The 24,444-nt window shown below is 72.5% G+C and carries 20 protein-coding genes; 9 read left to right on the top strand and 11 right to left on the bottom strand.

Going from position 1 to position 24,444, the window contains the following annotated elements:
• Nucleotides 1-28: 28 nt before the first annotated feature.
• The 4 genes from RM844_RS16660 to RM844_RS16675 form a co-directional block, all read right to left on the bottom strand.
• Nucleotides 29-781, bottom strand: coding sequence for a hypothetical protein (locus tag RM844_RS16660; RefSeq protein ID WP_311667995.1), 753 nt, complete (start codon nt 779-781; stop codon nt 29-31).
• The gene (locus tag RM844_RS16665; protein ID WP_311667996.1) at nt 778-2,133 is read right to left on the bottom strand and encodes a putative T7SS-secreted protein; all 1,356 of its coding nucleotides are present in this window, start codon (nt 2,131-2,133) and stop codon (nt 778-780) included. The genes RM844_RS16660 and RM844_RS16665 overlap by 4 nt, the downstream gene beginning before the upstream one ends.
• Nucleotides 2,134-2,140: 7 nt before the next feature.
• The gene (locus tag RM844_RS16670) at nt 2,141-2,443 is read right to left on the bottom strand and encodes a hypothetical protein (RefSeq protein ID WP_311667997.1); all 303 of its coding nucleotides are present in this window, start codon (nt 2,441-2,443) and stop codon (nt 2,141-2,143) included.
• A 183-nt stretch (nt 2,444-2,626) separates the two neighbouring features.
• A complete protein-coding gene (locus RM844_RS16675) occupies nt 2,627-2,917 on the bottom strand; it encodes a WXG100 family type VII secretion target (protein WP_311667998.1) in 291 nt (96 codons plus the stop codon).
• Between the two features lie 623 nt (nt 2,918-3,540).
• Here RM844_RS16675 and RM844_RS16680 point away from each other — a divergent pair.
• Complete coding sequence (locus RM844_RS16680; RefSeq protein WP_311668158.1) at nt 3,541-8,106, top strand: FtsK/SpoIIIE domain-containing protein; 4,566 nt, start codon at nt 3,541-3,543, stop codon at nt 8,104-8,106.
• Between the two features lie 146 nt (nt 8,107-8,252).
• On the opposite strand, the gene RM844_RS16685 is transcribed toward RM844_RS16680, so the two are convergent.
• Nucleotides 8,253-8,966 (bottom strand): LbetaH domain-containing protein, encoded by a 714-nt coding sequence (locus RM844_RS16685; protein WP_311667999.1) that lies wholly within the window; start codon nt 8,964-8,966, stop codon nt 8,253-8,255.
• A gap of 86 nt (nt 8,967-9,052) precedes the next feature.
• On the opposite strand from RM844_RS16685, the gene RM844_RS16690 reads away from it, so the two are divergent.
• Complete coding sequence (locus tag RM844_RS16690; protein WP_311668000.1) at nt 9,053-9,928, top strand: glycosyltransferase family 2 protein; 876 nt, start codon at nt 9,053-9,055, stop codon at nt 9,926-9,928.
• Here the strand turns inward: RM844_RS16690 and RM844_RS16695 are convergent.
• From RM844_RS16695 to RM844_RS16715, 5 genes are all read right to left on the bottom strand, one after another.
• Complete coding sequence (locus tag RM844_RS16695) at nt 9,921-10,166, bottom strand: hypothetical protein (RefSeq protein ID WP_311668001.1); 246 nt, start codon at nt 10,164-10,166, stop codon at nt 9,921-9,923. The two genes, RM844_RS16690 and RM844_RS16695, sit on opposite strands and share 8 nt — an antisense overlap.
• Before the next feature lie 262 nt (nt 10,167-10,428).
• Nucleotides 10,429-11,232 carry a MerR family transcriptional regulator gene (locus tag RM844_RS16700; protein WP_311668002.1) on the bottom strand — a complete coding sequence of 268 codons (804 nt, stop codon included), beginning with the start codon at nt 11,230-11,232 and terminating at the stop codon, nt 10,429-10,431.
• Nucleotides 11,233-11,280: 48 nt separating this feature from the next.
• Entirely contained in the window at nt 11,281-11,856 is a 576-nt protein-coding gene (locus tag RM844_RS16705) for a VOC family protein (RefSeq protein WP_311668003.1), read from the bottom strand.
• 214 nt (nt 11,857-12,070) lie between these two features.
• Nucleotides 12,071-12,706, bottom strand: coding sequence for a DUF3592 domain-containing protein (locus tag RM844_RS16710; RefSeq protein WP_311668004.1), 636 nt, complete (start codon nt 12,704-12,706; stop codon nt 12,071-12,073).
• A 126-nt stretch (nt 12,707-12,832) separates the two neighbouring features.
• Nucleotides 12,833-13,471 carry a GNAT family N-acetyltransferase gene (locus tag RM844_RS16715; RefSeq protein WP_311668005.1) on the bottom strand — a complete coding sequence of 213 codons (639 nt, stop codon included), beginning with the start codon at nt 13,469-13,471 and terminating at the stop codon, nt 12,833-12,835.
• Nucleotides 13,472-13,543: 72 nt separating this feature from the next.
• Here RM844_RS16715 and RM844_RS16720 point away from each other — a divergent pair, with 72 nt between their 5' ends.
• Entirely contained in the window at nt 13,544-14,128 is a 585-nt protein-coding gene (locus RM844_RS16720) for a TetR/AcrR family transcriptional regulator (RefSeq protein WP_311668006.1), read from the top strand.
• 68 nt (nt 14,129-14,196) lie between these two features.
• Here RM844_RS16720 and RM844_RS16725 read toward each other — a convergent pair whose 3' ends face one another.
• Entirely contained in the window at nt 14,197-14,715 is a 519-nt protein-coding gene (locus RM844_RS16725) for a GNAT family N-acetyltransferase (protein WP_311668159.1), read from the bottom strand.
• A gap of 371 nt (nt 14,716-15,086) precedes the next feature.
• Between RM844_RS16725 and RM844_RS16730 the strand changes: the two genes are divergently transcribed.
• The 6 genes from RM844_RS16730 to RM844_RS16755 all read left to right on the top strand — a co-directional run bounded on the left by RM844_RS16730 (nt 15,087) and on the right by RM844_RS16755 (nt 24,432).
• Entirely contained in the window at nt 15,087-19,745 is a 4,659-nt protein-coding gene (locus RM844_RS16730) for a DUF6531 domain-containing protein (RefSeq protein ID WP_311668007.1), read from the top strand.
• Nucleotides 19,742-20,188 (top strand): hypothetical protein, encoded by a 447-nt coding sequence (locus RM844_RS16735; RefSeq protein ID WP_311668008.1) that lies wholly within the window; start codon nt 19,742-19,744, stop codon nt 20,186-20,188. The genes RM844_RS16730 and RM844_RS16735 overlap by 4 nt, the downstream gene beginning before the upstream one ends.
• Before the next feature lie 158 nt (nt 20,189-20,346).
• Nucleotides 20,347-21,015, top strand: a complete 669-nt coding sequence (locus tag RM844_RS16740) for a hypothetical protein (protein WP_311668009.1) — start codon at nt 20,347-20,349, stop codon at nt 21,013-21,015.
• A gap of 293 nt (nt 21,016-21,308) precedes the next feature.
• On the top strand, nt 21,309-22,046 hold the full coding sequence (locus tag RM844_RS16745) for a hypothetical protein (protein ID WP_311668010.1): 738 nt from the start codon (nt 21,309-21,311) through the stop codon (nt 22,044-22,046).
• 240 nt (nt 22,047-22,286) lie between these two features.
• Nucleotides 22,287-23,012 carry a hypothetical protein gene (locus RM844_RS16750; protein WP_311668011.1) on the top strand — a complete coding sequence of 242 codons (726 nt, stop codon included), beginning with the start codon at nt 22,287-22,289 and terminating at the stop codon, nt 23,010-23,012.
• 124 nt (nt 23,013-23,136) lie between these two features.
• Nucleotides 23,137-24,432, top strand: coding sequence for a hypothetical protein (locus RM844_RS16755; RefSeq protein ID WP_311668012.1), 1,296 nt, complete (start codon nt 23,137-23,139; stop codon nt 24,430-24,432).
• Nucleotides 24,433-24,444: the final 12 nt, after the last annotated feature.

Consider the following 24,444-nt stretch of genomic DNA (forward strand, 5'->3'; position numbering starts at 1 on the left):
CATCATGCCCCGCGGGGCATATCCGGACTCAGTCGGGCGGATTCACCGGGCGCCTGCCGACCACCGCGTCCGTGTCCCTGGACGCCTTGGCGACCTCGTCCGGGTCGAAGGTCACCGTACGGCCGATCGCCGCCAGATGACCGCTGAAGACCGAGGTGTGCTTCAGCGTCGGCGTCGCGATGGTGAAGTACAGCGTGTAGTCCCGGGGTGCGGGCACGGTCAGCTGGCAGAGCGCGATGCCCATCTTGACCGGCGGCCCGTCCTCGCCGAGGCCCGGCTTGCGCGGCATGGTCAGGGTGCGCAGCGAGATCGAGGTCACGGCTGGGCCGACCGGCAGCTTGGTGGCCAGCAGGGTGTCCTCAGGACCCCGCAGCCCCTTGGCCAACTTCTCGTCGATGTCCGTCAGTTGCTCGCTGGGCAGGTCGCCGAAGAACTTCTCCTTCTTCTTCCGGTAGATGGACTCGGCGGTCACCAGGGCGCTCTCGTGCCGGGTCGGCAGCAGGCCGACGACCAGCGCGCCGAAGGCCAGCTCGTCCGCCACCACGCTGATGTGCAGCGCGGTCTTGACGACCTCGTCGGCGCGCAGCAGCGGCAGCACCCGGGGGAAGTTCGCCAGCGCGAACTCCCGGCCCTCGGCCTGGGCCGCGGGCATCAGCCGGTCCAGCGTCTCCGACCACTCGGCCTGGTCCGGCCGCTCGGGCAGCGGGACGTAAGAGTCCGGCACGCGGGCGGTGAAGCAGACGGGTATGCCGCTCTGGGCGGTCTCCGCTGGCGCGCTCACGCCGCCACCCCCAGGCCGTCGATGAACGTCGAGTCGGCGCCGGCCAGGATGACCTCGGGCATCGGCACCGGGTTCGCCGGGTTCTCCGGGGTCGGCATGGGCACCGGGTTCCCCGGGTTGACCGGGGTGGGCATGGGCACCGGCTCGGTGGGCCCGATGTGCTCCGGCGCCGGGGTGATGGTGCCGGTCTCCGGCGCGAAGAACAGGTCCCGGATCGGGCCGAGGATCGGGGTGTCGCTGAAGGTGAGCCCGTCGTCGATCATCCGCTGGGTCTGGCTGATGCCGGAGGCGACGTTGCCGACGATGTCGCCACCCCAGGAGATGCCGCTGGCGAACAGCGACCAGCCGGCGCCGGCGCCCCGGAAGCCGCTGAACAGGCCAGAACCGAGCCCGGCCAGCCCGCCGGTGCCGCGGATCGCGTTGCCGATGCCGGTGCCGATCACCCCGAGCCCCGCGGTGCCCACCGTGATCAGGTCGAAGGCCAGCGTCTCCAGCGTGACGCCGTCCGCGCCGCCGGCGAGGGCCGCGCCGTGCATCACCAGCGCGCCGATGCCGGCGCCCAGGCCGATGTAGCCGCCGATGGTGCCGATCGCGCCGAGGATCAGCGCCGCCGTGCCGCCGCTCGCCACGAACAGGCCGATCACCGCGACCGCCAGGCAGATCACCCCGACCACCATGGCGATGTCGGCGAAGATGTCGCCGATCAGCTTCCAGGTGTTGGGGTCCATCATGAAGTTGACGACATCGGCCACCAGGTCGCCGATGCTCTCGAAGAGCCCTGGCTCCGGCGGCGCGTCGTCGGCGGCGTTGCCGAGCGCCCGCGCGGTGTCCCCGGCGGAGGCCAGGTACTCGTCGTGCAGCTGCTGGGCCTGCCGGATCACCTCGTTGAGCGCCGAGGTCGCCGAGTTGAGCGCGTTGTTCCTGGCCCGCTCGGTGTCCTCGTGCTCGGACAGCTCGTCGTCGTCCAGGTCCGAGGTGTCGGACGGCAGCGAGTCCACCGCCGACTGGGCGCTGTTGACCTGCGACTGGGCGCTGGCCGCCTCCTCCTCCAGGGCCCTGGCCCGGGACTTGAACCGTTCCAGGTCGTTGACCCACCACTCCAGGGCGCGGGCCGCCGCGTCCATCGCGTTCACCGCGCGCTGCAGGTAGGGCGGCACCTCGTCGAACGACTCGCTGAAGGCGTCGGCCGCGCGCCCCACCCAGATGCCGCTCGACGTGTTGATCGCGGTCAGCGCCGTGTGCGTGCCGTCGCTGAGCGAGGCCACGTTCCGCATCGTCTGGGCCACCGCCTCGGCGGCGGCCAGGTCCCCCGGGCAGGGGTCGAAGCCAAGGTTCGGATACGCGTCACTCATCGCGGACTCAGCCCCCGCCCTCTCCGCCCTCGGCCAGGGCGCGTTCCAGTTCCTCGTCCGTGTCGGTGTAGGTCTCCGCCGCGTTGATCGCGACGTCACCGATCCCCTTGGTCAGTTCCGACAGCTGGCCGAAGCCGTAGTCCCAGGAGTCGGCGAAGTCGTCGCACCGACTGCCGAGATCGGCCGGCCCGATCGTGGACCCGCTCGCGTTGGCCAGGCTGCGGGACGCCTCCCGCATGTCGTCCCCGCTGGACTCCAGCCGGCCCGCCAACTCCCGGACCTCGTCCTCGAAGAATCTCAAGAAGGACATTGCCTCATCTTCTTCCCCATACTCCCCCCGAGCCCCCCGTGGTCTCGCGGTGTCCCCGTGGTCCCCGTGGTCCCCGTGGTCCCCGTGGCCCTCGTGGTCCCCGGGAACCGTCCCGTCCCGGTACGCGAAAGGGCGGTGCCTGGATGCGCTCGGCATCCGAACACCGCCCTCCGGCAGGCGAGGTCAGCCGCCGCGGATCGCGCCCTCAAGACCCTCATCGGTCTGACGGTAGGTGTCCGCCGCGGTGTTGAGGTAGGTACCCATACCCTCAAGACCCTCGATGACCTTGCGGGCGCCCTGCGTGAACTCCCGGTAGGACTCGTCGAAGGCGCGCGAGGCGCGGCTCGTCACGAAGCCGGTCGCGACCAGGTTGTCGATGTAGCTCTGCAGCGTCGACAGCTTCTGGTCGATCTGCTCCCGCTCATCGATGAGTCGGGCCCCCGCCTCCTCCATATCGTCATAAGTCACATCCATATCGCTCATGGCGGTCCCCTCCTCTGGCCCTGGCGGGAGGCGGCTTCCCCCCGCACTTCATTGAGGTACTCCCGGCGGCGCCGGCCGCACGACCGTACCCGGTCATTCAGCCTACGTGCGCGGCACTTGGGACGAAAGCCCCGGTCTGGGGGTCTTCCGAGCGAGTCGTTCGCGCCCTCAACGCCACCAATGACGCCGACCATACCCGGCTGGTTGCAGTCGTTCGGCACGGACTTGTCACCAAGCCGTCACCACCCAGAACGGCGCCGCTCAGCGGCCTGCCCGCGCCGCCGACCGGCGAGCTGCGGCCGCGCCCCCACCACCCCCAGCCACCCCAAGCGCCGGCTCGCGCCACCCGGGGCGCGCGCCCCCGGAGGCCGTTTCCCGCCGAGGGCCCGTCCCGTGCCCATTTCGCTTCCGAAGCGGCCGAAACTGCGGCATCGTGGGGAGAGGCGGACAACCGCCGGGAACCGGGGGCGCGTTCCAGGTCATCTCCGACCGTGGCGGGGCCCGCTTCCGCACGGTTCCGCGGGCCGCTGACCACCGGTCGTCGAGCCGGTGCGAGATGCAATGATGAGCGGGTCCAGTCAACTGGAGATCGTGTCAGCAACGGGAGGATGAGTGTGCGCCTGACCCTGACAGTAGTAGACCCGGTCGGGGGGCTTCGGGCCGATACCGTGATCGACGCGGATCCCGAGACGCAGATCGCGGACCTGACACCCGAACTCACCCAGGCGGTGGGCGGCCGGTTCGCGCCGGCCCAGGCCGGAGCGCAGGGCTACGCCCAGGCCCCCGGCGGCGCCCACCTGTTCGTCAACGGTGAGTACGTCGATCCCGCGCTGACGCTGGCCCTGTCGCCGCTGCGCGAGGGCACCGTGGTCAGTCTCCACAACCCGAGCGGCTGCTGGCCGCCGGAGCCCAGCGGGCTGGTGGAGCTGCGGGTGGTGGGCGGCCCGGCCGCCGGCGCCGTCCACCGGATGGGCGTCGGCAAGGTGGAGATCGGCTGTGGCGAGCAGGTCCACATCCAGGTCCCCGACCCGACGCTGCCGGAGCGCGCGATGACCCTCCGGGTCGCCGCCGACGGCACCTGCCGGGTCACCGTCTACAGCGACGAGCAGCCGCTGATCGACGGCGAGCCGTTCCACCACGACGAGGGCGACCGCGCCGTCTGGAAGCTCGGCAAGCAACTCGCCGTCGGCGACTCCCTCTTCGAGCTGACGCCCTACTTCCCGCCGGACGCCGCGCTGAAGGTCTCCGAGGACGGCGCCGGGCTCGACTACAACCGGCCGCCCCGGCTGCTGCCGCCCGACCGGCAGACCCAGTTCCAGCTGCCCAAGCCGCCCGGCGAGCGGGAGCGGCGCCCGCTGCCCCTGCTGATGGCCATCCTCCCGGTGGTCGGCGCCGTCGCCATGGCGTCCATCACCGGCCGCTGGATCTTCCTCATGATGGCCTTCATGAGTCCCGTCATGCTGCTGTCCAACTACTTCATGGACAAGAAGCGCGGCCGGATATCACACGCCAAGAAGGTCGAGGAGTACAAGGAGCGCAAGGCCAGGATCGAGAAGGACGCCAGGGACGCGCTGATCGCCGAGCGGTTCGCCCGCCGGCACGCCGCGCCCGACCCGGCGACCGTCCTCACCCAGGCCACCGGCCCCCGCACCCGGCTCTTCGAGCGCCGCCGCACCGACGACGACCACCTGCTGCTGCGGGTCGGCACCGTCCAGCTCGACTCCGAGGTGGTCCTCACCGACCCCGAGCAGGACGAGCACAAGCGGCAGGTCGCCTGGAAGATCGCCGACGCCCCGGTCACCCTCCCGCTGCGCACCCTCGGCGTCATCGGCTACGCCGGCGCCGGCGACTCGGCCCGGGCGCTGGCCCGCTGGTCGGTCGGCCAGATCGCCGTCCTGCACAGCCCCATCGACGTCCAGTTCGTGCTGCTGACCGACGGCACCGGCCAGTACAGCTGGGAGTGGATGCGCTGGCTGCCGCACGCCAGGCCGGCCCCCGAGATGGACACCAACGTCCTGATCGGCAACGACGCCGAGACCATCGGCGCCCGCGTCGCCGAGCTGACCGGCGCGCTCGACGCCCGGCAGAAGGCCGCCAAGCAGGCCAGGAGCACCGGCGCGACCAGCTTCAAGGACCCGGACATCGTCGTCGTCTTCGACGGCTCCCGGAAGATGCGCTCGCTGCCCGGCGTGATCCGGCTGCTCCGCGAGGGCCCCGCCGTCTCCATCTTCGCGCTCTGCCTCGACGACGAGGAGCGCTTCCTGCCCGGCGAGTGCCAGGCCGTGGTCATCGCCGAGCCCAACCCGGACCGCGCCACCCGGGGTGGCGCCCGGCAGCCCGGCTTCGCCACCGGCTTCCACACCTTCCTCGCCGTCCCCGGCAGCGCCTTCCCCGGCCAGGGCGGCGCCGGCGCGGCCGCCCCGCCGATGACCGCCGACCGGCTCCGCGTCGAACAGACCGGCGCCTGGCGGCTGCGCGGCGTGCGGCCCGACTGGGTGCTCCCCGAGTGGTGCGAGCTGATGGCCCGCTCGCTCAGCCCGATCCGCGACATCAGCGGCGAGTCGGAGGACGCGGCACTGCCGTCCGCCTCCCGGCTGCTCGACGTCATCGAGATGGAGCCGCCGACCGCCGGCGCCATCGCGGCCCGCTGGCAGATGGGCGGCCAGTCGACGGAGGCGGCCATCGGCGAGTCCTACGACGGCGCGTTCTCCATCGACCTGCGCCGGGACGGCCCGCACGGCCTGATCGCCGGCACCACCGGCTCCGGCAAGTCGGAGCTGCTCCAGACGATCGTGGCGTCGCTGGCGGTGGCCAACACCCCGGAGAACATGACCTTCGTCCTGGTGGACTACAAGGGCGGCTCCGCGTTCAAGGACTGCGTGCAGCTCCCGCACACCGTCGGCATGGTCACCGACCTGGACAACTACCTGGTGGAGCGGGCGCTCACCTCGCTGGGCGCCGAGCTGACCCGCCGGGAGCACATGCTGGCCGAGGTCGGCGCCAAGGACATCGAGGACTACCAGGACCTGCTGCGCCGCAACCCCGGCCGGCTCCCCCCGCTGCCCCGACTGCTCATCGTCATCGACGAGTTCGCCTCGATGGCGCGCGAGCTGCCGGACTTCGTGAAGGGCCTGGTCAACATCGCCCAGCGGGGCCGTTCGCTCGGCATCCACCTGCTGCTGGCCACCCAGCGGCCCAGCGGCGTGGTCTCCCCGGAGATCCGCGCCAACACCAACCTTCGGATCGCGCTGCGGGTCACCGACGGCAGCGAGTCGTCCGACGTGATCGACGCGCCGGACGCCGGCTTCATCGCCAAGTCGACGCCGGGCCGGGCGTACGTCCGCCTGGGCCACGCCTCGCTGGTGCCGTTCCAGTCGGGCCGGGTCGGCGGTCGCCGCCCCGGTGCCGTCGATCCGGTGGTCTCCCGCCCCTGGTCCGGCCAGCTGGAGTGGAACGGCCTGGGCCGGTCCGCGCTGAAGAAGCCGCCGGGCGCCAAGTCCCAGGAAGAGGAGATCACCGACCTCAAGGTCCTGGTGGACGCGGTGATCGAGGCCGACCGGCAGCTCGGCTTCCCCAAGCAGCACAGCCCCTGGCTGCCCGCGCTGGCCGACACCGTGCTGCTGCGCGACCTCGAACACCCGGCGCCGCAGGGCGCGTTGCCCGCCGCCCCGTACGGCGTCGAGGACCTGCCGAACCAGCAGGCCAGGCGCTCGGTGGCGGTCGACTTCCGCTCCTTCGGCCACATGCTGGTCGGCGGCGCGCCCCGCAGCGGCCGCTCGCAGCTGCTGCGCACCATGGCCGGCTCGCTGGCCTGGGTGCACTCCACGGCCGACGTCCACATCTACGGCATCGACTGCGGCAACGGCGCGCTCAACGCCCTGACCAAGCTGCCCAACTGCGGCGCCGTCGTCTCCAGGAACCAGGTCGAGCGCGTCCGGCGGCTGATCCGCCGGCTGCGCCAGGAGATGGACCGCCGCCAGGACGTGCTGGCCGCCGACGCGCTCGCCGACATCAACGAGCAGCGCAACGCGGCCGAGCCGGACAAGCGGCTGCCGCACCTGGTGATCCTCGTGGACCGCTGGGAGGGCTGGGTCTCCACCCTCGGCGAGATCGACCACGGCGCGCTCACCGACGAGATGTTCGTGATGATGCGGGAGGGCGCCTCGGTCGGCATCCACATCGTCATCGCGGGCGACCGCAGCGTGCTCTCGGGGCGGATCTCCACCCTCACCGAGGAGCGGTACGCGATGCGGCTCTCGGACCGCTCGGACTACTCCAACATCGGCATGCCGGCCCGCAAGGTGCCGGAGGAGGTCGCCGACGGGCGGATGTTCCGCAACCAGGCGCTCACCCAGATCCAGGTGGCGGTCCTCGCCGAGGAGCAGTCCGGCCAGGCGCAGGCCGCCGCGCTGGGCGCCATCGGCGACTGGGCCACCCAGCGGGACGCGGCCGTGCCGCGCGCCCGCCGCCCGTTCCGGGTCGACGTGCTGCCCAGCCGGCTCACCTTCGCCGACGCCTGGGAGATGCGGGACCCGGACGCCTCCGCCTCGCGCCTGTGGGGCCTCATCGGCGTCGGCGGCGACGAGCTGATGGGCTACGGCCCGGACCTCGGCCAGGGCACCCCGGCGTTCATCATCGCCGGCCCGCCCAAGTCGGGCCGGTCCACCGTGCTCAGCATGCTCGCCCAGTCCTACCTGGCCCAGGGCGTACGCGTGGTGGTGGCCGCCCCGCGGCCCTCGCCGCTGCGCGACCTGGCCGGCCGGGAGGGCGTGGTGCAGGTCTTCACCGGGGACGACCTCGACGAGAAGGAGCTGCGCGAGGCGCTCTCCACCTCGTCCGTGGAGCACCCCATCGTCGTCCTGGTGGACGACGGCGAGGACCTGCGCCGCTGCGACGCGGCCGACGAGTTCAAGGCCGTGGTCACCCAGGGCTCCCAGCTCGGCCGGTACCTGGTGCTCGGCGGCGACGAGGGCGAGATCTGCGGTGGCTTCTCCGGCTGGCAGGTGGACGCGAAGAAGGCCCGCCGCGGCGTGCTGCTCTCCCCGACCACCCACCGCTCCGGCGACCTGATCGGCGCGAAGCTGCCCCGCAGCGCCGCCGCCGAGCAGCCCACGCCGGGCCGCGCCATCCTCCACCTCGGCGACGGGACGGCCTTCACGGTCACCACCCCCGCGCCCTGACCCACCGGCCACCCGGCCCGCGCCACCCCCGCGCCCGCCCCGTTCGCTCCCCGGCGAACGCGGCGGGCGCGGTCGTTGGGGGACGGGGCCGGCGGTCGCGGCGGCCTGGGGCCGATGCGCCAGCGATGGCGCGCCAGCGGCGGGTGTCATGCGCCCGAGCTGGGCATCCCCCGGGGGGCGGGTCGTTGACGGATGTGGACGTCAGAAGTGTGGGGGGCAGCAACGACGCTGTGGTCGGGGACGGTCCGTGCGGCGAGCGTGACGCCGCTGGTGATCCGGCAGTCGCGGCCGAGCGCCAGTCCGGGGCCGAGGCTGATGCTGTTGCCGGTCTGGACCCGGTCGCCGATCAGCGCGCCGAACCGCGGTGTGCCGCAACGGTAAAGACCGCCGGGGGTACGCAGGATGATCTCCCGTTCCAGACGGCTCATGTGCGGGCTCCACATGCTGATGGCCGCGACGGTCAGGTTGGCGGACAGGTGGGCATCGGCACCGACGAGGGTGCGGCTGATGCTGATGCGGTGGCCGAGGATGGAGCGTTCCCCGAGGAAGGAGCGGCTGACCTCGCAGTTGAAGCCGACTGAGACGTCCGCGCAGAGCACGGAGCCGGCGCGGACGGTGGAGAACTCCCACACGCGTACGCGAGGGCCGATGATCACGTCCTCACCGATGATCGCGGTCGGGTGGATCCGTGCGGTGGGGTGGATACGGCAGGACAGCTGGGCGAGCGCCTGGCGGTGCCAGTCCTCCCAGCACGCGAGGAAGTCAGCCAGCTCGGTACCCGCCAAGTACCGGTACGGGGTGCCGTCCAGTGCTCGGCTGATGGGGGCGGTGAGGTACTGGCCGAGACGGATCGTGGGCATCTGGGGCCTTTCGCCGATTGGTCGTGGCCTTTCCTCGGGGCCGCTAGCATGCAACGGCAACGGCCCGAGGAACGGAGAGTTCATTCGTGCGTCATCCGCGGGTAGGCGTCGCCATCCTGACCATGGGTACTCGGCCGGCCGAACTGAGCGCGCTTCTCGCATCGGTCGCGGCGCAGACGACGCCCGCGGCGCGGGTGGTGGTGGTCGGCAACGGCTCGCTGCTGCCGGCGTTGCCGGACGGGGTGACCGGTGTCGAGCTGCCCGAGAACCTCGGCGTCTCGGGCGGCCGGAACGCCGCCCTGGCCCGACTCCGGGAGTTCGGGGACGTCGACGTGGTGGTGGACCTGGACGACGACGGTCTGCTGATCAGCCCGGATGTCTTCACCCGGCTCTCGGAGCTGTACGCGTCCGACGAGCGGCTCGGCGTGGTCAGTTTCCGCATCGCCGACGAGCGGGGCCGCACCCAGCGTCGCCACGTTCCGCGCCTGCGTGCGACGGACCCGATGCGGGGCGGGTTGGTGACGACCTTCCTCGGCGGCGGGCACGGGCTGTCCCTGCGGATGCTGGACGAGATCGGTGGCTGGCCCGCACCCTTCTTCTACGCGCACGAGGAGACCGACCTGGCGTGGCGGGCGCTGGACGCCGGCTGGAAGGTGCGTTACGAGCCGGAGTTGGTGCTCCAGCATCCGTGGACGTCGCCGACCCGGCACGCCGTCTTCCACCGCATGGTCGCCCGCAACCGGGTCTGGCTCGCCAAACGGCACCTGCCGGCCCTCCTCGTTCCCGTCTACCTGGGCGTCTGGACCGCGGTGACCGTGGTACGCACCCGGTCCGCGGCGGGGCTCCGTGCCTGGGTCGGCGGCTTCGCCGAGGGCCTGCGCACCCCGTGCCCGCCCCGCCGGCCGATGCGGTGGTCCACGGTGTGGCGGATGACCCGCCTGGGCCGACCGCCGATCATCTGACCGGTCGGGTTGGCGTGGCCTCGGACTCGTCCCGCAGCCACGCGGGGATCGCCTCCGGGGTCCTGGCCAGCCAGTTCGCGTAGCGGGAGACTCCCTCCCCGATCGTGATCCGCGGTCGCCAGCCGAGCACCGCTGTCAAGCGGTGGGTAGACGCGTAGCCGCCGATGGGGTCCCCGGGCGGCATCGGCCTCTCCACGAACCGGGTCCCCGGGTACTGCTCGGCGACCAAATCGGCCACGGTTCGGATGGTGGTGGGAACACCGGTGCCGATGTTGATCGTCTCGTTGTGGGCTCGTCCTTGATGGCCTGTGGCTCCCTGTAGACGGAGAAGTAGCGCACGATCGTGTAGGAGGTGCCCACAGCACCCAACGTGAGAGCCGTCTGCGTCTCACCCCACGCCTTGGTGTTGGCGTAAGCGGACATGGGCCGCGGTTGCGAGCCCGGATCGGCGGATCGATTCCGCACAGGTCGACATGGGGGAGTTCGGGCGCCGGGGGCAGTCACTCCCAGGTCGCGGTGTCCGGGTCGATGCCGTGGGCGCGGGCGCTGGCGTCCACGATCTTCCGGAACCAGCCGGCGAGGCCGGGGCGGACGCCGTCGTAGTGGGCGGCGAAGCCGGGGTCGTTCTCGTACCCGCGGGCGAGACAGACCTGCATCCGTCGGGTGAGCGGGAAGTACGAGGCGAAGACCTCGCGGTGCCGCTCGACCAGTTGGTTCGCCGCCTGGCTGCCGGGGGCGACGCCGGCGTCCATCGCGTCGCCCAGGGCCCGGTCGAGGTCGGTGACCGCGTCAGCGACGGCCTGCCACTCCTGGGGGCCGCGCGAGGCCGCGCGTTCGGCGAACTGCCGCCACTGCGGGGTGTCCCCGTAGCGCGCCCGGGCCTGGGCGGGCCAGTCCGGGTTCCAGTCGGGGCCGAGGATCGCGGCCTGCTGCTCGGCGGTGAGCAGCAGGCCACGCTCGTGCGCGTCGATCATCCGGTCCAGCCCGTCGCCGAGCCGCCGCAGCCGGTCGATCCGTTCGGCGACCTGGGCGCGTTGGGCGCGCAACGCGCCGGGCACGTCCGTGGCCGAGTCGTCCAGGACGGCCCGGATGCGGTCCAGGCCGAGCCCGATCTCGCGGTAGACGATGACGCGGTGCAGGCGTGCCAGGTCGGCGGCGGTGTAGAGCCGGTACCCGGCGGCCGTGCGCAGCGACGGCTCCGCCAGGCCGATCTCGTCCCAGTGGTGCAGCGCGCGGACGGTGACGCCGAGCCGTGCGGAGACCTGGCCGACGGTCAGGCCGTCGGTTTCCATGGCTTCGGGCATGCCCCCCATTGTCGCCGCGCCCCTTGTCACGGCCGGCCGCCCCGCTCGTCAGCGCTGGCCGTCGCCGGGGGCGGCGCTCGGTGGGGTGATCCCGATGGCCGCGAGGTTCCGCGCCTCCTCGCTGGTCGGGTCGAAGGGCTTCGCCGCGGTGAGGACGATCCGCGCGTTCTCCGGAGTGGTCACGGACACGTCGCGGGTGTTCCACGGCGTGTCCCGGGGGCCTTCGACCGAGTCGGGGCGGATCGCGCGGCAGGCCTCGATCAGGGCGTCGACCTGGTTCAGCACACACGAGAAGCTGAGGCTGATGGCCGACGCCCGCGCCGGGACGTCGCTCGCCGGGACGTTGCTCGCCGGCATGTCGCTTGCCGGCACGTCCTCCGCCGCCACGAGGAGTACGTCCTGGAAGGCCCACCGGCGCAGGTGCACCAGCCGGCCGGGGATGGTGAACAGCTCGAAGAAGCCGAGCCCCCGGGTCCAGAAATCCACCGAGGCCGCCAGGTCGCCGGTGGGGATCGTCGCGAACGCGGGCATCCCGTAGATGCCGCGGAACAGTTCCGGCGCCACCGCCTCCGGGCCGGGAGCGGGGACGGGGCTCATCTCGAACGCGTTGTAGAAGTCGCTCATGGGCGCCAACCCTCCAGCCTCACGCTGCGTGAGGGTCAAGCCGGTTGGCTCCGCGACGCGGGCCGTGTGCCGTCCGGGCTCGCCGGATGCTCGGACGCCATACCGTCCTGGCGGGCGGGGTGTGTCTCCGCCCGGGGGTGGCGGCCGTTGCCGGGCTCCTCGCCCGAGGGTTGAGCCGTGCGGGCCGTTTCCGCGCCCGGCCCCGCCGGCCCGGTCAGTCGACGATGTCCCCGCTCGCCAGCTCGATGATGTGCTCGGTCGGCTCGTCCGGGTTGAAGTGGACGGTCAACTCGTCCCCGACCTGCGGGAGTTCGCTGGAACGGAAGTGTCCGACCCCCTTCACCAGCTGGCGCTGCCCCCGGAGGTCGGTGAACTCGACGGTGTACTCCTGCTTCTCGTAGTAGTTGTCGCCCTCGGGGTTGTCGTGGTCGCTGAAGTCCGTGATCAGGCCCGGGGCCTTGGCGCCGTGTTCCAGGAACGTCCGCCGCAGGCGCCGCGACCGCCACAGGGTGCGCGCGCAGAGCAGGCCCAGGACGGCCGGCACGAGCGCCAGCCAGCCGGGCACGTCGCTGTCCCGGACGGACATCACCGCGAGGCCGGCCGTGGCGCCGAGGAAGCCGAGGGAGTAGGCCGGCAGGAAGTCGGTGTGCCCGCGTGCTCCGCGCCCGGAGTTCATCTTCCGGTCGGCGAAGACGCAGACCATGGCGGCGATGACGACCGGGATGGCGTACGTGAACGAGGAGCCGCGCACGGACATGACGAGGAACACCGCCATGGCGGCGCCCCCGGCGACGATCACGCTCGCGAGGAGGAGCCGGGCCCGTGGGTCGAGTGGTGGGGGACGATTCATGCCCGCCAGCGTACGAGTGTTCGGGGGCGGCCGGTCGGCAGCACGCCGTCAACTGAGTCCCCAACGGGCTGCTTGGGTAGGGGAGTTGACCGCGCGGGGCGGGGGAGCCGGCTTCCGCTCGGGCCGCTACGTGGCGGGCGGGGGGACGGGGTCCTTGCTCCAACGCAGGTAGAGGCGCGCCTGGAACATCCGCCGCTCCCACACCTTCGCCGGCCTGCGCGCGTACTCGACGAAGCCGAGCCTGGCGTACAGGCGTCGGGCGGTGTGGTTGGAGTCCACCACCTCAAGGGTGAGGGTCCGGTGGTGGGTGTGCCGCATCACGTGCCGGAACAGGGCGGTGGAGACGCCCCGGCCACGGGCGTGCTCGCTGGTGGCGACCCACTCGATGTAGCCGGTGTGCGCGTCGCCGGCCTGCGGCGCGTTGAACTCCCTGGCCAGCAGCCGCGCGGCGACGGTCCCCCGCAGGTGGCCGAGGCCGCGCCGGAAGGAGGCCCGATTCGCCACCAGCGCCCGGCCGGTGTGGTCCGAGCAGGCCAGCACGCTGACGATCGCGCCGTCGACCTCGGCAACGTGGAACATGTCCGCGCGGAGGTCGTCGCGGAGGGCGGCGGCGAACCCGTGGCGGTCCCTGCTGAAGAAGGACAGCTCGGAGAAGTAGCCGTCGAGGATCACCCGGGTCACCTCGTCCCTGACGTCCCGGTCGTACTCGTCCATCCGCCGGACCGTGACCACGGGCCCGCTGTCGTCGTCTCGTCTGCTCGCCATGGCTGTGATTGTACGTACGTGCAAAACTTCTGTGCAAGACGGGCGTACAAAACGGGGCGTAGGATGGCGGGCATGAAGCAGCGCGACGCCCTGCTCGCAGGCGCGAAGAAGTGCCTGGTCGAGAAGGGGTACAGCCACACGACCGCCCGCGACATCGCCGCCGCCTCCGGCGCGCACCTGGGGTCGATCGGCTACCACTTCGGTTCCAAGGACCGGCTGATGCACCTCGCCGCAGTCGAGCTGAGCAGTGAGTGGGGGGACACCCTCCTGCGGGTGGCTCGGGCGGCGGGTGGGGACACCCCGGCGGAGCGCCTGCACGCCTTCCTCACCGGACTGCTCGCCTCGCTGCCGGCGTCCGGCGAGGTCCAGTCGGCCAGCGTGCAGGCGTTGGCCCAGGCGCGGTTCGACGACGAGCTGCGTCGGACGCTCGCCGAGGGCCTGGCGGCCGGGCGGGCCGAGCTGGCCGCGATCGTGCTCGGCCGGGCCCCCGCCGAGCCGGACGCGCCGGAGGTCCGCGCCCTCGGGACGCTGGTGCACGCGCTCACCATGGGCCTCGTCGCCCAGGCGCTCGTCGACCCGGCGGCGCTGCCCGACCCGGACACGCTCGCCGCGACGCTGCGGGTGCTGGGCCAGCCCACGCCAACGGCCGCGTCCTGACCCGCGCCGCGTGGTCCCGGTTCGACTCCGGGCGCGGGGCTGAGACGTTCGGGCCGGCGACCGGCGGCCTACCCCAACGGGCGGTCGTGCAGGACGCGTTGGAAGAGCACGTGGTCGCGCCAGGCGCCGTTGATGTGCAGGTAGCGGGGCGCGAGGCCGATCCGTTCGAAGCCCGCCTTGGCCAGCACCCGTTGCGAGCCGACGTTGTGCGGGAGCGTGCCGGCCTCCACGCGGTGCAGGCCGACCTCCTCGTCGGCGACCCGGCAGGCGTACCGGGCGGCCAGGGTCGCCAGGCCCCGGCCGGTGTGCCCGCCGTCGATCCAGTAGCCGAGGTGGGCGCTCCGGAAGGGGCCCAGCACGATGTTCGACAGGGTGGCCGTCCCGACGATCCGCTCGTCCGCGGTCAGCACCCAGGGGAGCGTCCGGCCGGCTTCCCGGAGCCGCACCTGCTCCTCGATCCGGACCCGTTGCCCCTCGGCGGTCAGCGACTCCGCGGGCCGGTCCGGCTCCCAGGGCGCGAGGTGCTCACGGTTGCGGAGGTAGGCCGCCGCGAGCGCCTCGGCGTCGGACACCACCAACGGGCGCATCCGCACCTCACCGGTCAGGACCACACCACTTCCACACACCCGGCGAGCATAGTCGGCCACCTTCCGACACAGCCGGCGTCGCGCCCGGCCGGTCCGGCTTTCGGCTGACCGGGCGACCACGGGCGACCTGCGCATCGAGGCCCGCCGCTGACCAGCAGGGGCCTCAAAGCGCCACCGTGGCCGCCGCGTTCGCGCGCGGGCGAACGAACCGGAGGATACGGCCGACGGTTTGCGGTCGGAAACCGGGGGCGGATCGGCGGCGGCGTGGCGGAACTGGACAATTGTCCTGACGCGTCTTCGGACATGAGGAAGAAGACGCACGATCACGCCCGACTCCGACCAAGCCGGGCCCAGGGCAAGGGGGTAGACCGATGGCGCGTCCCAGCGACTGGTCGCCGGTTGACATGGATCGCGACCCGACCCCGGGGGAGCCGGACGAGGTCCGTGAACTGGCGGACGACCTGCAGGATTTCGCCGACGATGTCGGTGAGGCGTTGGGGAAGATCCGGGGCATGGCGGGTGAGCGGGCCATGTTGGACTGGGCGGGGTTGTCGGCGGACGCGTTTCGTCGGGAGTTCGACGGGGTGCCGGGCAATCTGACCAAGTTGGAGGACTCGTACGCCCTGTGTGCTCAGGCGTTGCACACCTACTGGCCGAAGTTGCAGACGGCGCAGGGGATGGCGGATCGGGCGTTGGATCGTGCGGTGGCCGCGCAGGCCGATCTGGCGTCGGCGCAGTCGGCGTTGGGGGATGCGACGGACTGGTTGGGGCGGGCTGGTGACGAGGCGGAGCGGCTGCAACGGGAGGGTGAGCGGGCGGACGCGGAGCCGCCGGATGAGGCGGATGTGCGGGCCGCGACCCGCGATCATCAGGCGGCGGAGGCGGCGGCCGGCGCCGCCCAGGGGCGGGTGGACGATGCCGAGGAGCGCCTGGCCGCTGCCCGTCAACTCGCCCTCGACGCCCTGGAGATGCGGGAGGAGGCGGCCCGGGAGTGTGCCCGGGGTGTGGAGGAGGCGTCGGACGCCGGTATCCAGAACCGGAAGTGGTGGCAGGACGCCATCAAGTGGGTGACGGACAACTGGGACACGCTGGTTGAGATCTGCAAGGTGATTGTCGCGGTGCTCGGCGTCGTGGTGATGATCATCGGTGGTCCGCTGGCCTGGGTGGTGCTGGCCGCCGCGCTGGTCGTCCTCGCCGACACGTTGATCAAGTACGCGCGCGGTGAAGCGGGCCTCCTCGACGTCGCGTTCGCCGCCCTCGACTGCATCCCCGGGATGAAGGGCCTGACCACCCTCGGCGGCCTCGCCGCCGGCATCCGCGGCCTGGCCCGCGGCGGCCTGCGCGGCATCGCGGGCGGCGTCACCGGACTGGCCCGCAGCGCCCGCGGCGCCCTTGGCGACGCCGCCTCCGGCGCCATGGACCGGCTGCGCAGCGTGGTGCGCAGCGGTGGCACCGACCCGATCGACCTCGCCACCGGCGCGATGTTCCTGCCACAGACCGACCTCAGGCTCGGCGGCACCCTGCCGCTGGTGATCAGCCGCCGCGCCGCCTCCGACTACCGCACCGGCCGCTGGTTCGGGCCCGGTTGGGCCTCCACCTGCGACCAGCGGATCGAGGTCGACGACCAGGGCCTGGTCCTCGTCGACGAGGACGGGCTGCTGCTGGCCTACCCGCATCCCACCGAGCCCGGCGTCGAGGTCTGGCCGGCCCGCGGCCCCCGCTGGCCGCTCACCGTCGAAGCCGACGGCGGCTACACGGTGACGCACCCGGACACCGGCCACACCCGCCACTTCCGGGCCCCGGACGAGAGCCGACTCGCCCTCCTGGAGCGACTCGCGGACCGCAACGGGAACCACGTCACCTTCCACTACGACCCGACCGGCGCCCCCACCGAGATCCGGCACTCCGGCGGCTACCACCTCCGGCTCACCACCGACGAGGGCCGGATCACCCGGCTCAGCCTGGTGGACCCGACCGGCGCCACACCGGACACCACCGTCCGCGCCTACGGCTACACCCGCGGCAACCTCACCGAGGTGACCGGCGCACACGGCGGCCCGCTGCGCTTCACCTACGACGAGCGGCAGCGGATCACCTCCTGGACCGACAGCAACGCCCACCGCTACCACTACGTCTACGACGAACAGGACCGCTGCGTCGCCGAACACGGCGACGGCGGCGAACTCGCCCTCACCCTCAGCTACGACGGGACCCTGCCCGACTGGCCCGACGCGGCCCGCGTCACCACCCTCACCACCGCCGAGGGCGCGGTCAGCCACTACGTCGTCAACGACCTCTGCCAGGTCGTCGCCGAGATCGACCCGCTCGGCGGCGTCACCCGCCGCGACCACGACGACGACCACCAGGTGACCGCCCACACCGACCCGTTGGGCCACACCACCCGGATCAGCCACAACGCGGTCGGCCAGCCCGTCGAGGTCACCTACGCCGACGGCGCGGTCACCCGCTACACCTACGGCGAGCACCGCCGGCCCACCAGCATCACCCTGCACGACGGCACCACCTGGTCCTGGGAGTTCGACGACCGCGGCAACTGCGTCGCCGTCACCGACGGCGTCGGCGCCACCCGGCGCTACACCTACGACGAGCACGGCCGGCTGACCGCCCTCATCGACCCGCTCGGCGCCACCACCCGGGTGACCTGCGACGCCACCGGCCAACCCGTCGAGCTGACTGACCCGTTGGGGCACCGGGTCAGCAAGGAGCGGGACGCCTTCGGCCGCGTCGTCCGGATCACCGACCCGCTGGGCGCCGAAACCCACCTGACCTGGACCGTCGACGGGCTGATCAGCGCCGCCACCGGGCCCGACGGCCGCACCCGCCGCTGGGAGTACGACGGCGAGGGCAACTGCCTCGCCCACACCGACGGCGCCGGCGCCGTCACCCGCTACGAGTACGGCCCGTTCGACCGGCTCACCGCCCGCGTCGAACCGGACGGCACCCGCTACGAGTTCACCCACGATGCCGCGCTGCGCCTGGTCGCCGTCACCGACCCCAGGGGCCTGGCCTGGGAGTACACCTACGACCCGGCCGGGCGGCTGGTCGCCGAGCGGGACTTCGACGGGCGCCGCGTCGAGTACCGCAGGGACGCCGTCGGCCGGCTGGCCGGCCGGACCAACGCGGCCGGCCAGGCCGTCGCCTACACCTACGACGCGCGCGGCCAACTCGTCGGCAAGACCGTGGACCGGCCGACCGGCGACCCGGCGCGCTACGCGTTCAGCTACAGCGTCCTCGGCCTGATGGCCGACGCCACCGGGCCCGACGCGGCGATCACCTGGGAACGCGACGGCGCCGGGCAGCCGCTCAGCGAGACCGTCCACACCGGCGGCCTGGCCCGCCGCAGCACCTACCGCTACCGAGCCGACGGCCGACTCGCCCACCGCGAGACGCCCGGCGGCGCCGCCACCACCTACGGCTACGACGCGGCCGGCCGCCGGACCAGTTTCGAACTCGACGGCCACCGGGTGGCGTTCGAGCTCGACGCCGCCGGCCGCCAGACCCGGCGCACCGTCGACGACTTCCTCGGCCTCGGCCAGGAGTGGGACGCGGCCGGCCGGATCGTGGAACGCACCGTCACCACCCCGGGCGACCCGACGCGCCACCACGCCTACCACTACGGCGAGGACGGCAGGCTGCTCGGCGTGGACGACGCCGAACGGGGCCCGATCGCGTACCGGCGGGACGTCGCCGGCCGGATCCACGAGGTCACCGCCCGCGGCTGGAGCGAGCGGTACGCCTACGACGAGGCCGGCAACCAGACCCACGCCGAGTGGCCCGACCGGCACCCCGCCGGCGCCGCCCGCGGCCCCCGCGAGTACGCCGGCAACCAGCTGCTCCGGGCCGGCGCGGTCCGCTACACGTACGACCCGGCGGGTCGGGTGGTGACCCGGGTCCGCACCCGGCTCTCCCGCAAGCCCGACGTGTGGCGGTACGCCTGGGACGCCGAGGACCGGCTGACCGCCGTCACCACCCCCGACGGCACGCGCTGGCGCTACGGCTACGACCCGCTCGGCCGGCGCGCCTTCAAGGAACGGCTCGGCGACGACGGCGGCACCGCCGTGGAACGGGTGGACTTCACCTGGGACGGCAGCACCCTGGTGGAGCAGGTCTCGACCGCCGACCACCTGCCGCGCCCCGTCACCGTCAGCTGGCAGCACGACGGGCTGCACCCGGTCGCCCAGAGCGAGCGGCTCGGCCGCCCCGACGCCCCCCAGGAAGCCGTCGACCAGCGCTTCTTCGCCATCGTCACCGACCTGGTCGGGGCCCCGACACAACTCCTCGACGAGCACGGCACGGTGGCCTGGCGCGCCCGCAGCACCCTGTGGGGCGCCACCGCCTGGGCCAGCGGCAACACCGCCTACACCCCGATCCGCTTCCCGGGGCAGTACCACGACTCCGAGACCGGACTCCACTACAACCTCAACCGGCACTACGACCCGGAGACCGCCCGCTACACCAGCCCCGACCCGCTCGGCCTCGGCCCGGCCCCCAACCCGGCCGGCTACGTGCCCGACCCGACCGCGCAGAGCGACCCGCTCGGCCTCGCGCCCTGCGGCTCCGGCAACGCGATCGACTTCATGAACGGCGCCGACAACGCCATCCCCGCCGGCAACCCGGTGACCCACGGCAGCAACGGCACCCTCATCGGCAACGACCCGGCCAGCGTCCGGAACTTCCAGAACGTGCTCAACGAGGGGCGCCACGACGTGGTGGCACACGGCTCCAGGGACGGCTTCCTCGCCATGCCCGAAGGCCACGTCAACGGCGGGCAGATCACCGACGCCATCCGCAACAACCCCAACTACGACGGCGGCGACCTCCGCCTCATGGTCTGCCACTCCGGCGCCGACTCCTCCGGCATCGCCCAGGACCTGGCCAACGAGCTGGGCGTTACAGTGAAGGCGCCCACCGACATGGTCGGCACCCAGCCCGCGCTGGGCCCCGGCCAGACGCCGGTCATCGCCAACAACGGCTCGTGGCGGATCTTCCTGCCCATCGTGGCCGGTTGACCTCGAACCATCCCGAAGGACAGCGCGACATGATCTACCTCGGCTTCTACCGCGAGCTGAACCCCGGCGGAGCGCCCGACCCCAACCCCGCCGCGGTCTACCGGGAGTCGATCCAGGACGCGCTGACCCCGCCCGGCGACTACCCGACCGACACCGTGGCCGGCTACCTCGACGCCGGCCACCCGATGCTCGACATCATGGAACTGACCACGGACGTCGTCGACCGCGCCTTCCAGGTGCCCGGCGGGTCCTCCGTGCTGACCGACGGCACGTACGCCTGGCGACTCGACCTCGCCCAGTACGTCCGGCACTACACGCCCGCGCTCCCCCCGGCGTTCCTCACCCGCGCACTGGCCCCGGCCGGCGTCCCGCCCCTCACCCAGGACCAACTGATCGCCCTCTCCGGCCGCATCACCGCCGACCTGGGCTTCCGCAGCAGCTGACACGGGGCGCCGCCGGCGGCCGGCCGGAAGTGGGATGAGACCGGCGGCGCCGTCAAGTAGCGTGCTGCGGGGGCCGCGTGGCCGCTCATGCGCGCGGGGTGACTATGGTGGGGTTCGGTCAGGTGTGTGAGTCGTCTTCGATGTGATGCGGAGTTGCTGTGGCTCGTCGGAACAGGATCGTGTACGGGGCCGCGGTGTTGGCCAGCGCTCTGGTGCTGACCGCCTGCGGCGGGGACGGGGACTCGGGGGAGGACGACGAGATCGCGGGCGTGCAGACCCCGACCGAGGAAGCCCCGGAGCCGGAGCCGAGCGAGGACCCGGAAGAGACCGAGGAAGAACCGGCCGACGGCCGCCCGGAGATCGACCTGGGCCCGGACTTCGAGAACGTCTACGAGGGCGAGCCGACGGGAGATCCGGTAGTCGATGCGGCCCTTCGGGATCTCCAGGGTTTTGAGGACGCTTATGCTGAGGCCATCGTCCACCACGAGAGCGACCGACCTGCCGTGCGCTACTACGCTACGGGGGACGCGTTGAACCAGGTGATTCAGGTTCTGGATGGCATCTTCGCTGAGGGAATCTCCAACACGGGAACCGCACGGTACTTCAACATGGCGGTGACACCGATCGATGATGTTTCTGCGACCTTCAGTTACTGCCGTGACTTCGGTCAGGTTAATACGACCGACTTCGAGACGGGTGAGGTGCTTGAAGAGGGTGACCCGACGGCGCCAGCTTCCCAATACAGTGGCCGGTTGGAGTTGAACGACGAAGGGGTTTGGCAGACAGTCGGGTATGACCGGGTTGCTGATTCCTCGGAGTGCCAGTGACGCCGCGACGTCATGGGATTATTGGAATCACGGTACCTCTGTTCCTCATCCTTTCATCCGCGACCGCCTGGGCATTCACGGATCCACGGGAGCGGTTGGAGGAGGAGACACGCGGAGGGGCTTCCGACAATACTCTGGAAGCCAGCGCTGGCGTCGCCCGTATCTCCTACACCCCCGCTCAGGTCGGCCCCGGGCGCGGGCCCACCAGTAGTGCGCGGACGGACTGGTCGCCTCCGGCGTGTTACTACGCGCCCACCTACACTCCGGAGGAGTTCGCCGCTTTCTGGGACGAGTTGTCGACCGAGTTCTATGGCTCGGGGCATCTCGACGAGGACAAGAGGCTGCTGCGGGAATCCCTGGAAGCCAACTACGGGGAGGACGGCACCTACCCGAACTACAACATCGACCTCCAGGGGGAGGGGATGTTCTGGCAGGTGGTGCGGAACGAGAACTATCCCGACCGTGAGGCGCAGTGGGAATGCGAGTCGCGCACGTTCTGGGTGGACTTCGGGGACGCGCCGCCGGCGGATGTTCCACAGGCGGTGGACATCGAGTTGCTGGCCGAGTTGGCGTACGAGCGGATCCGGGTGCCGGACACCGAGATCGAGATGAATCCCGGTGGGGCGCAGACGGTGAACCTGGCGACCTGGCTGTGGTTGGAGCAGGGCGCGTTCGAGCCGGTTTCGGTGACGGCGTCGTTGGACGGGTACGGGTTGTCGGCGACGACCACGGCCACGCCGGTGGGGCTGTCGATCGATCCGGGGACGGCGGACGCCGTGTCGCACCCGGGGTCGGGGGAGTGCGCGATCGACGCGCCGGCCTACCGTTCGGGCCTGGAGGGGCAGGACCCGCCGTGTGGGGTGACGTATCTGCGGTCGACCGCGGCCGGGGCGGCCTACTCGTTGACGGCCTCGGTGCGTTGGGAGATCGCCTGGGAGGGTTCGGACGGCAGCGGGGGTGTGTTGCCGGACGGGGTCTTCGAGACCAGCTACGACGTGACGGTGGACGAGGTGCAGACCATCGTCCAGTAGCGGTCGGCACGTGAACGGCCGTTCGGGGGTGCGTGGTTGGTCGTGTGCTGGGGGTTACTAGGGTGGGGGTTCGCGCGGTGCCCGAGGGGTGGGTCCGTTGACGGCTGTCGACCGTTGTAGGCCCCGTGACGGGACTGATAACGTGCGAATCACCGGATAGGGTAATGAGACCGTTCTTTTGCGTGAACGTTCATGAGTTGGTCGTGGGCGATTCCACCACGGGGGAACCGGGGTTGGCAGATGAGAACTGAGGACCGGGTGTCCGCGGCCGCCAAGAAGTCGATGGCCGCGGGGCCGGCGGTCGGGGAGCGGTTGCCCGCTCCGCCGCGGGAGCGGAAGCCCGCGTTGGCGGCGCTGGCCGCGCTGTTGGTGCTGGTCGGCGCGTTGGGCGCGACGATTCTGGTGATGCGCGCGGGGGACCGGGTCGAGGCCATCAAGATCACCGAACGCGTTCCGATGGGCCAGCGCATTCCCGAGTCCGCGTTGGAGCCGGTGCTGGTCGCCGAGGACGACGCGGTGAGCTATGTGCGGTGGGAGCAGCGCCAGACGGTGATGGAGGGCCTGCGCCCGGCCACCGACCTGGTCGCCGGGACGGTGCTGGTGGGCGAGATGCTCACCGGCGAGCCGACGCTGCCCGAGGGCGAGGTCATGGTCGGGGTCTCGCTCCAGCCCGGTCAGTTCCCGTCCGGTCTTGAGGCCGGCGACACGGTCGCCGCCTACTGGGTCGGGGACGACGGTCCGGCGGCCAACTCCGAGCAGGACGCGGCCGACGGCTCCGGTGCCGGCTCCGGCCAGGAGTCGCTGTTGACCGACTCGGCCCAGGTGGCCGCGGTGCACGGGGACGGCGGCGTCGGCAACAGCACGCTGCCGGTGACGCTGCGGGTGGACCAGGCCGTGGTGGCCCAGCTGACCAGGGCGGCGGCCTCCGGCGAGGTCTCGCTGGTCGTCGTCGCCGCCGCGGAGTGAGCGGCGTGCACGGGCTGGCGGCGCACGGGCGGACGCCGGGCCCGCGGACGGCGCATGGCCGGATGCCGCATGGTCGGACGCCGCGCGGGCGGACGGCGCGGGGCCGGGGAGGAGCGGGGCGCGGATGGCGCTGATCGCAGTGGCCGCGGACAAGGGCGCGCCGGGGGTGACGACCACGGCCGTGGCCCTGGCCGCGCTGTGGCCGCGCCGGGCGTTGCTGGCCGAGATCGACCCGGCCGGCGGCGACCTGGTCTACCGCTCGGTGACCGAGCACGGCCGCCCCCCTGACCCCAGTACGGGGATACTCTCGCTGGCCGCGACGGCCCGCCGCGGCGTGGTCGCCGAGCAGTTGTGGGACCACGCGCAGCGGCTCTCCGGCGGTCTCGACGTGCTGATCGGCCTGGCCAACTCGGACCAGGCGGCCGGGCTGACCGGCCAGTGGGCCGCGTTGGGCCGGGCGTTCGCGGAGCTGGCGCAGTCCCCGCACCCCGAGGTGGCGGCGGACGTGTTGGCCGACTGCGGGCGGCTGGACGCCGGTTCGCCGGCGCACGCCCTGCTGCCGCACGCCTCGGTGCTGTTGCTGGTGACCCGGTCCGCGCCCGAGCAGATCGCGCACGTCCGGGACCGGGCCGCCGCGTTGCACACCAAGCTGCACGGCGCGCAGCGCGGCGCCGCGCAGTTGGCGCAGCCCCAGATCGGGGTCGTGCTGGTGGCCGATCCGCAGCGTGGCGAACGGGTCGCGACGCAGGTCAACGAGATGCTGATCGCCTCGGGCACGGGTTCCCGGGTGGTCGGTCTGCTGGCCGATGACCCGGTGGGCGCCGAACAGTTGGCGGGCCGGCGGCGCGGCCGGCTGGACCGTTCGCTGCTGGTGCGGTCCGCGCGCCGGGTGGTGGCCGACCTGCACCAGGTCTACCGGTCGGAGCTGACGCCCTCGGGCGCCGGCGGCGCGACCGGCCCGCAGCAGGTGCCGCCGCCGGCGGGCCAGGGCGCGCCGGCGCCGCACGGGACGGCCCCGGCGGGCTACGGGCCGCCGCCCGGGTACGCGCCGCCGCCCGGTTACGGCACGCCGCCGCCGGGCTACGCCGGTCAGCAGGCGGGCTATCCGCCGCCGAGCTTCGGCCCGCCTGGCGGGCCGACCAGCCCCGCCTACCCGGGGCCGGCGTCGGCTTCCCAGCCCCAGGGGCAGCCGCAGGGGCAGCCCCAGGCGCAGAGTCAGGGGCAGCAGCAGCCCCCGCACCAGACCCAGGTGGCACAGCAGGCAGCACAGCGGTCCCAGACGGCGCACCAGGCCCCACACCAGTCCCAGCAGCAGCACGGCTGGCCCGCGCAGCCCCAGACGCAAGCCCGGACCCAGACGCAAGCCCAGGGCTACGGCACCGCCCCCGGCCCCGCCACCGAGTCGGGGGGCCGGACATGACCGGCCCGCTCG

The sequence above is a fragment of the Streptomyces chisholmiae genome, assembly GCF_031845445.1.
Classification (GTDB): domain Bacteria; phylum Actinomycetota; class Actinomycetes; order Streptomycetales; family Streptomycetaceae; genus Streptomyces; species Streptomyces chisholmiae.

What these genes read in the sequence shown, in the direction of transcription:
- RM844_RS16755 (WP_311668012.1), top strand. Translation starts at nt 23,137, where the DNA reads ATGGCGCTGATCGCAGTGGCCGCGGACAAGGGCGCGCCGGGGGTGACG.
- RM844_RS16665 (WP_311667996.1), bottom strand. Translation starts at nt 2,133, where the DNA reads ATGAGTGACGCGTATCCGAACCTTGGCTTCGACCCCTGCCCGGGGGAC.
- RM844_RS16685 (WP_311667999.1), bottom strand. Translation starts at nt 8,966, where the DNA reads ATGCCCACGATCCGTCTCGGCCAGTACCTCACCGCCCCCATCAGCCGA.
- RM844_RS16705 (WP_311668003.1), bottom strand. Translation starts at nt 11,856, where the DNA reads ATGAGCGACTTCTACAACGCGTTCGAGATGAGCCCCGTCCCCGCTCCC.
- RM844_RS16710 (WP_311668004.1), bottom strand. Translation starts at nt 12,706, where the DNA reads ATGAATCGTCCCCCACCACTCGACCCACGGGCCCGGCTCCTCCTCGCG.
- RM844_RS16750 (WP_311668011.1), top strand. Translation starts at nt 22,287, where the DNA reads ATGAGAACTGAGGACCGGGTGTCCGCGGCCGCCAAGAAGTCGATGGCC.
- RM844_RS16720 (WP_311668006.1), top strand. Translation starts at nt 13,544, where the DNA reads ATGAAGCAGCGCGACGCCCTGCTCGCAGGCGCGAAGAAGTGCCTGGTC.
- RM844_RS16730 (WP_311668007.1), top strand. Translation starts at nt 15,087, where the DNA reads ATGGCGCGTCCCAGCGACTGGTCGCCGGTTGACATGGATCGCGACCCG.
- RM844_RS16725 (WP_311668159.1), bottom strand. Translation starts at nt 14,715, where the DNA reads ATGCGCCCGTTGGTGGTGTCCGACGCCGAGGCGCTCGCGGCGGCCTAC.
- RM844_RS16670 (WP_311667997.1), bottom strand. Translation starts at nt 2,443, where the DNA reads ATGTCCTTCTTGAGATTCTTCGAGGACGAGGTCCGGGAGTTGGCGGGC.
- RM844_RS16715 (WP_311668005.1), bottom strand. Translation starts at nt 13,471, where the DNA reads ATGGCGAGCAGACGAGACGACGACAGCGGGCCCGTGGTCACGGTCCGG.
- RM844_RS16675 (WP_311667998.1), bottom strand. Translation starts at nt 2,917, where the DNA reads ATGGATGTGACTTATGACGATATGGAGGAGGCGGGGGCCCGACTCATC.
- RM844_RS16700 (WP_311668002.1), bottom strand. Translation starts at nt 11,232, where the DNA reads ATGCCCGAAGCCATGGAAACCGACGGCCTGACCGTCGGCCAGGTCTCC.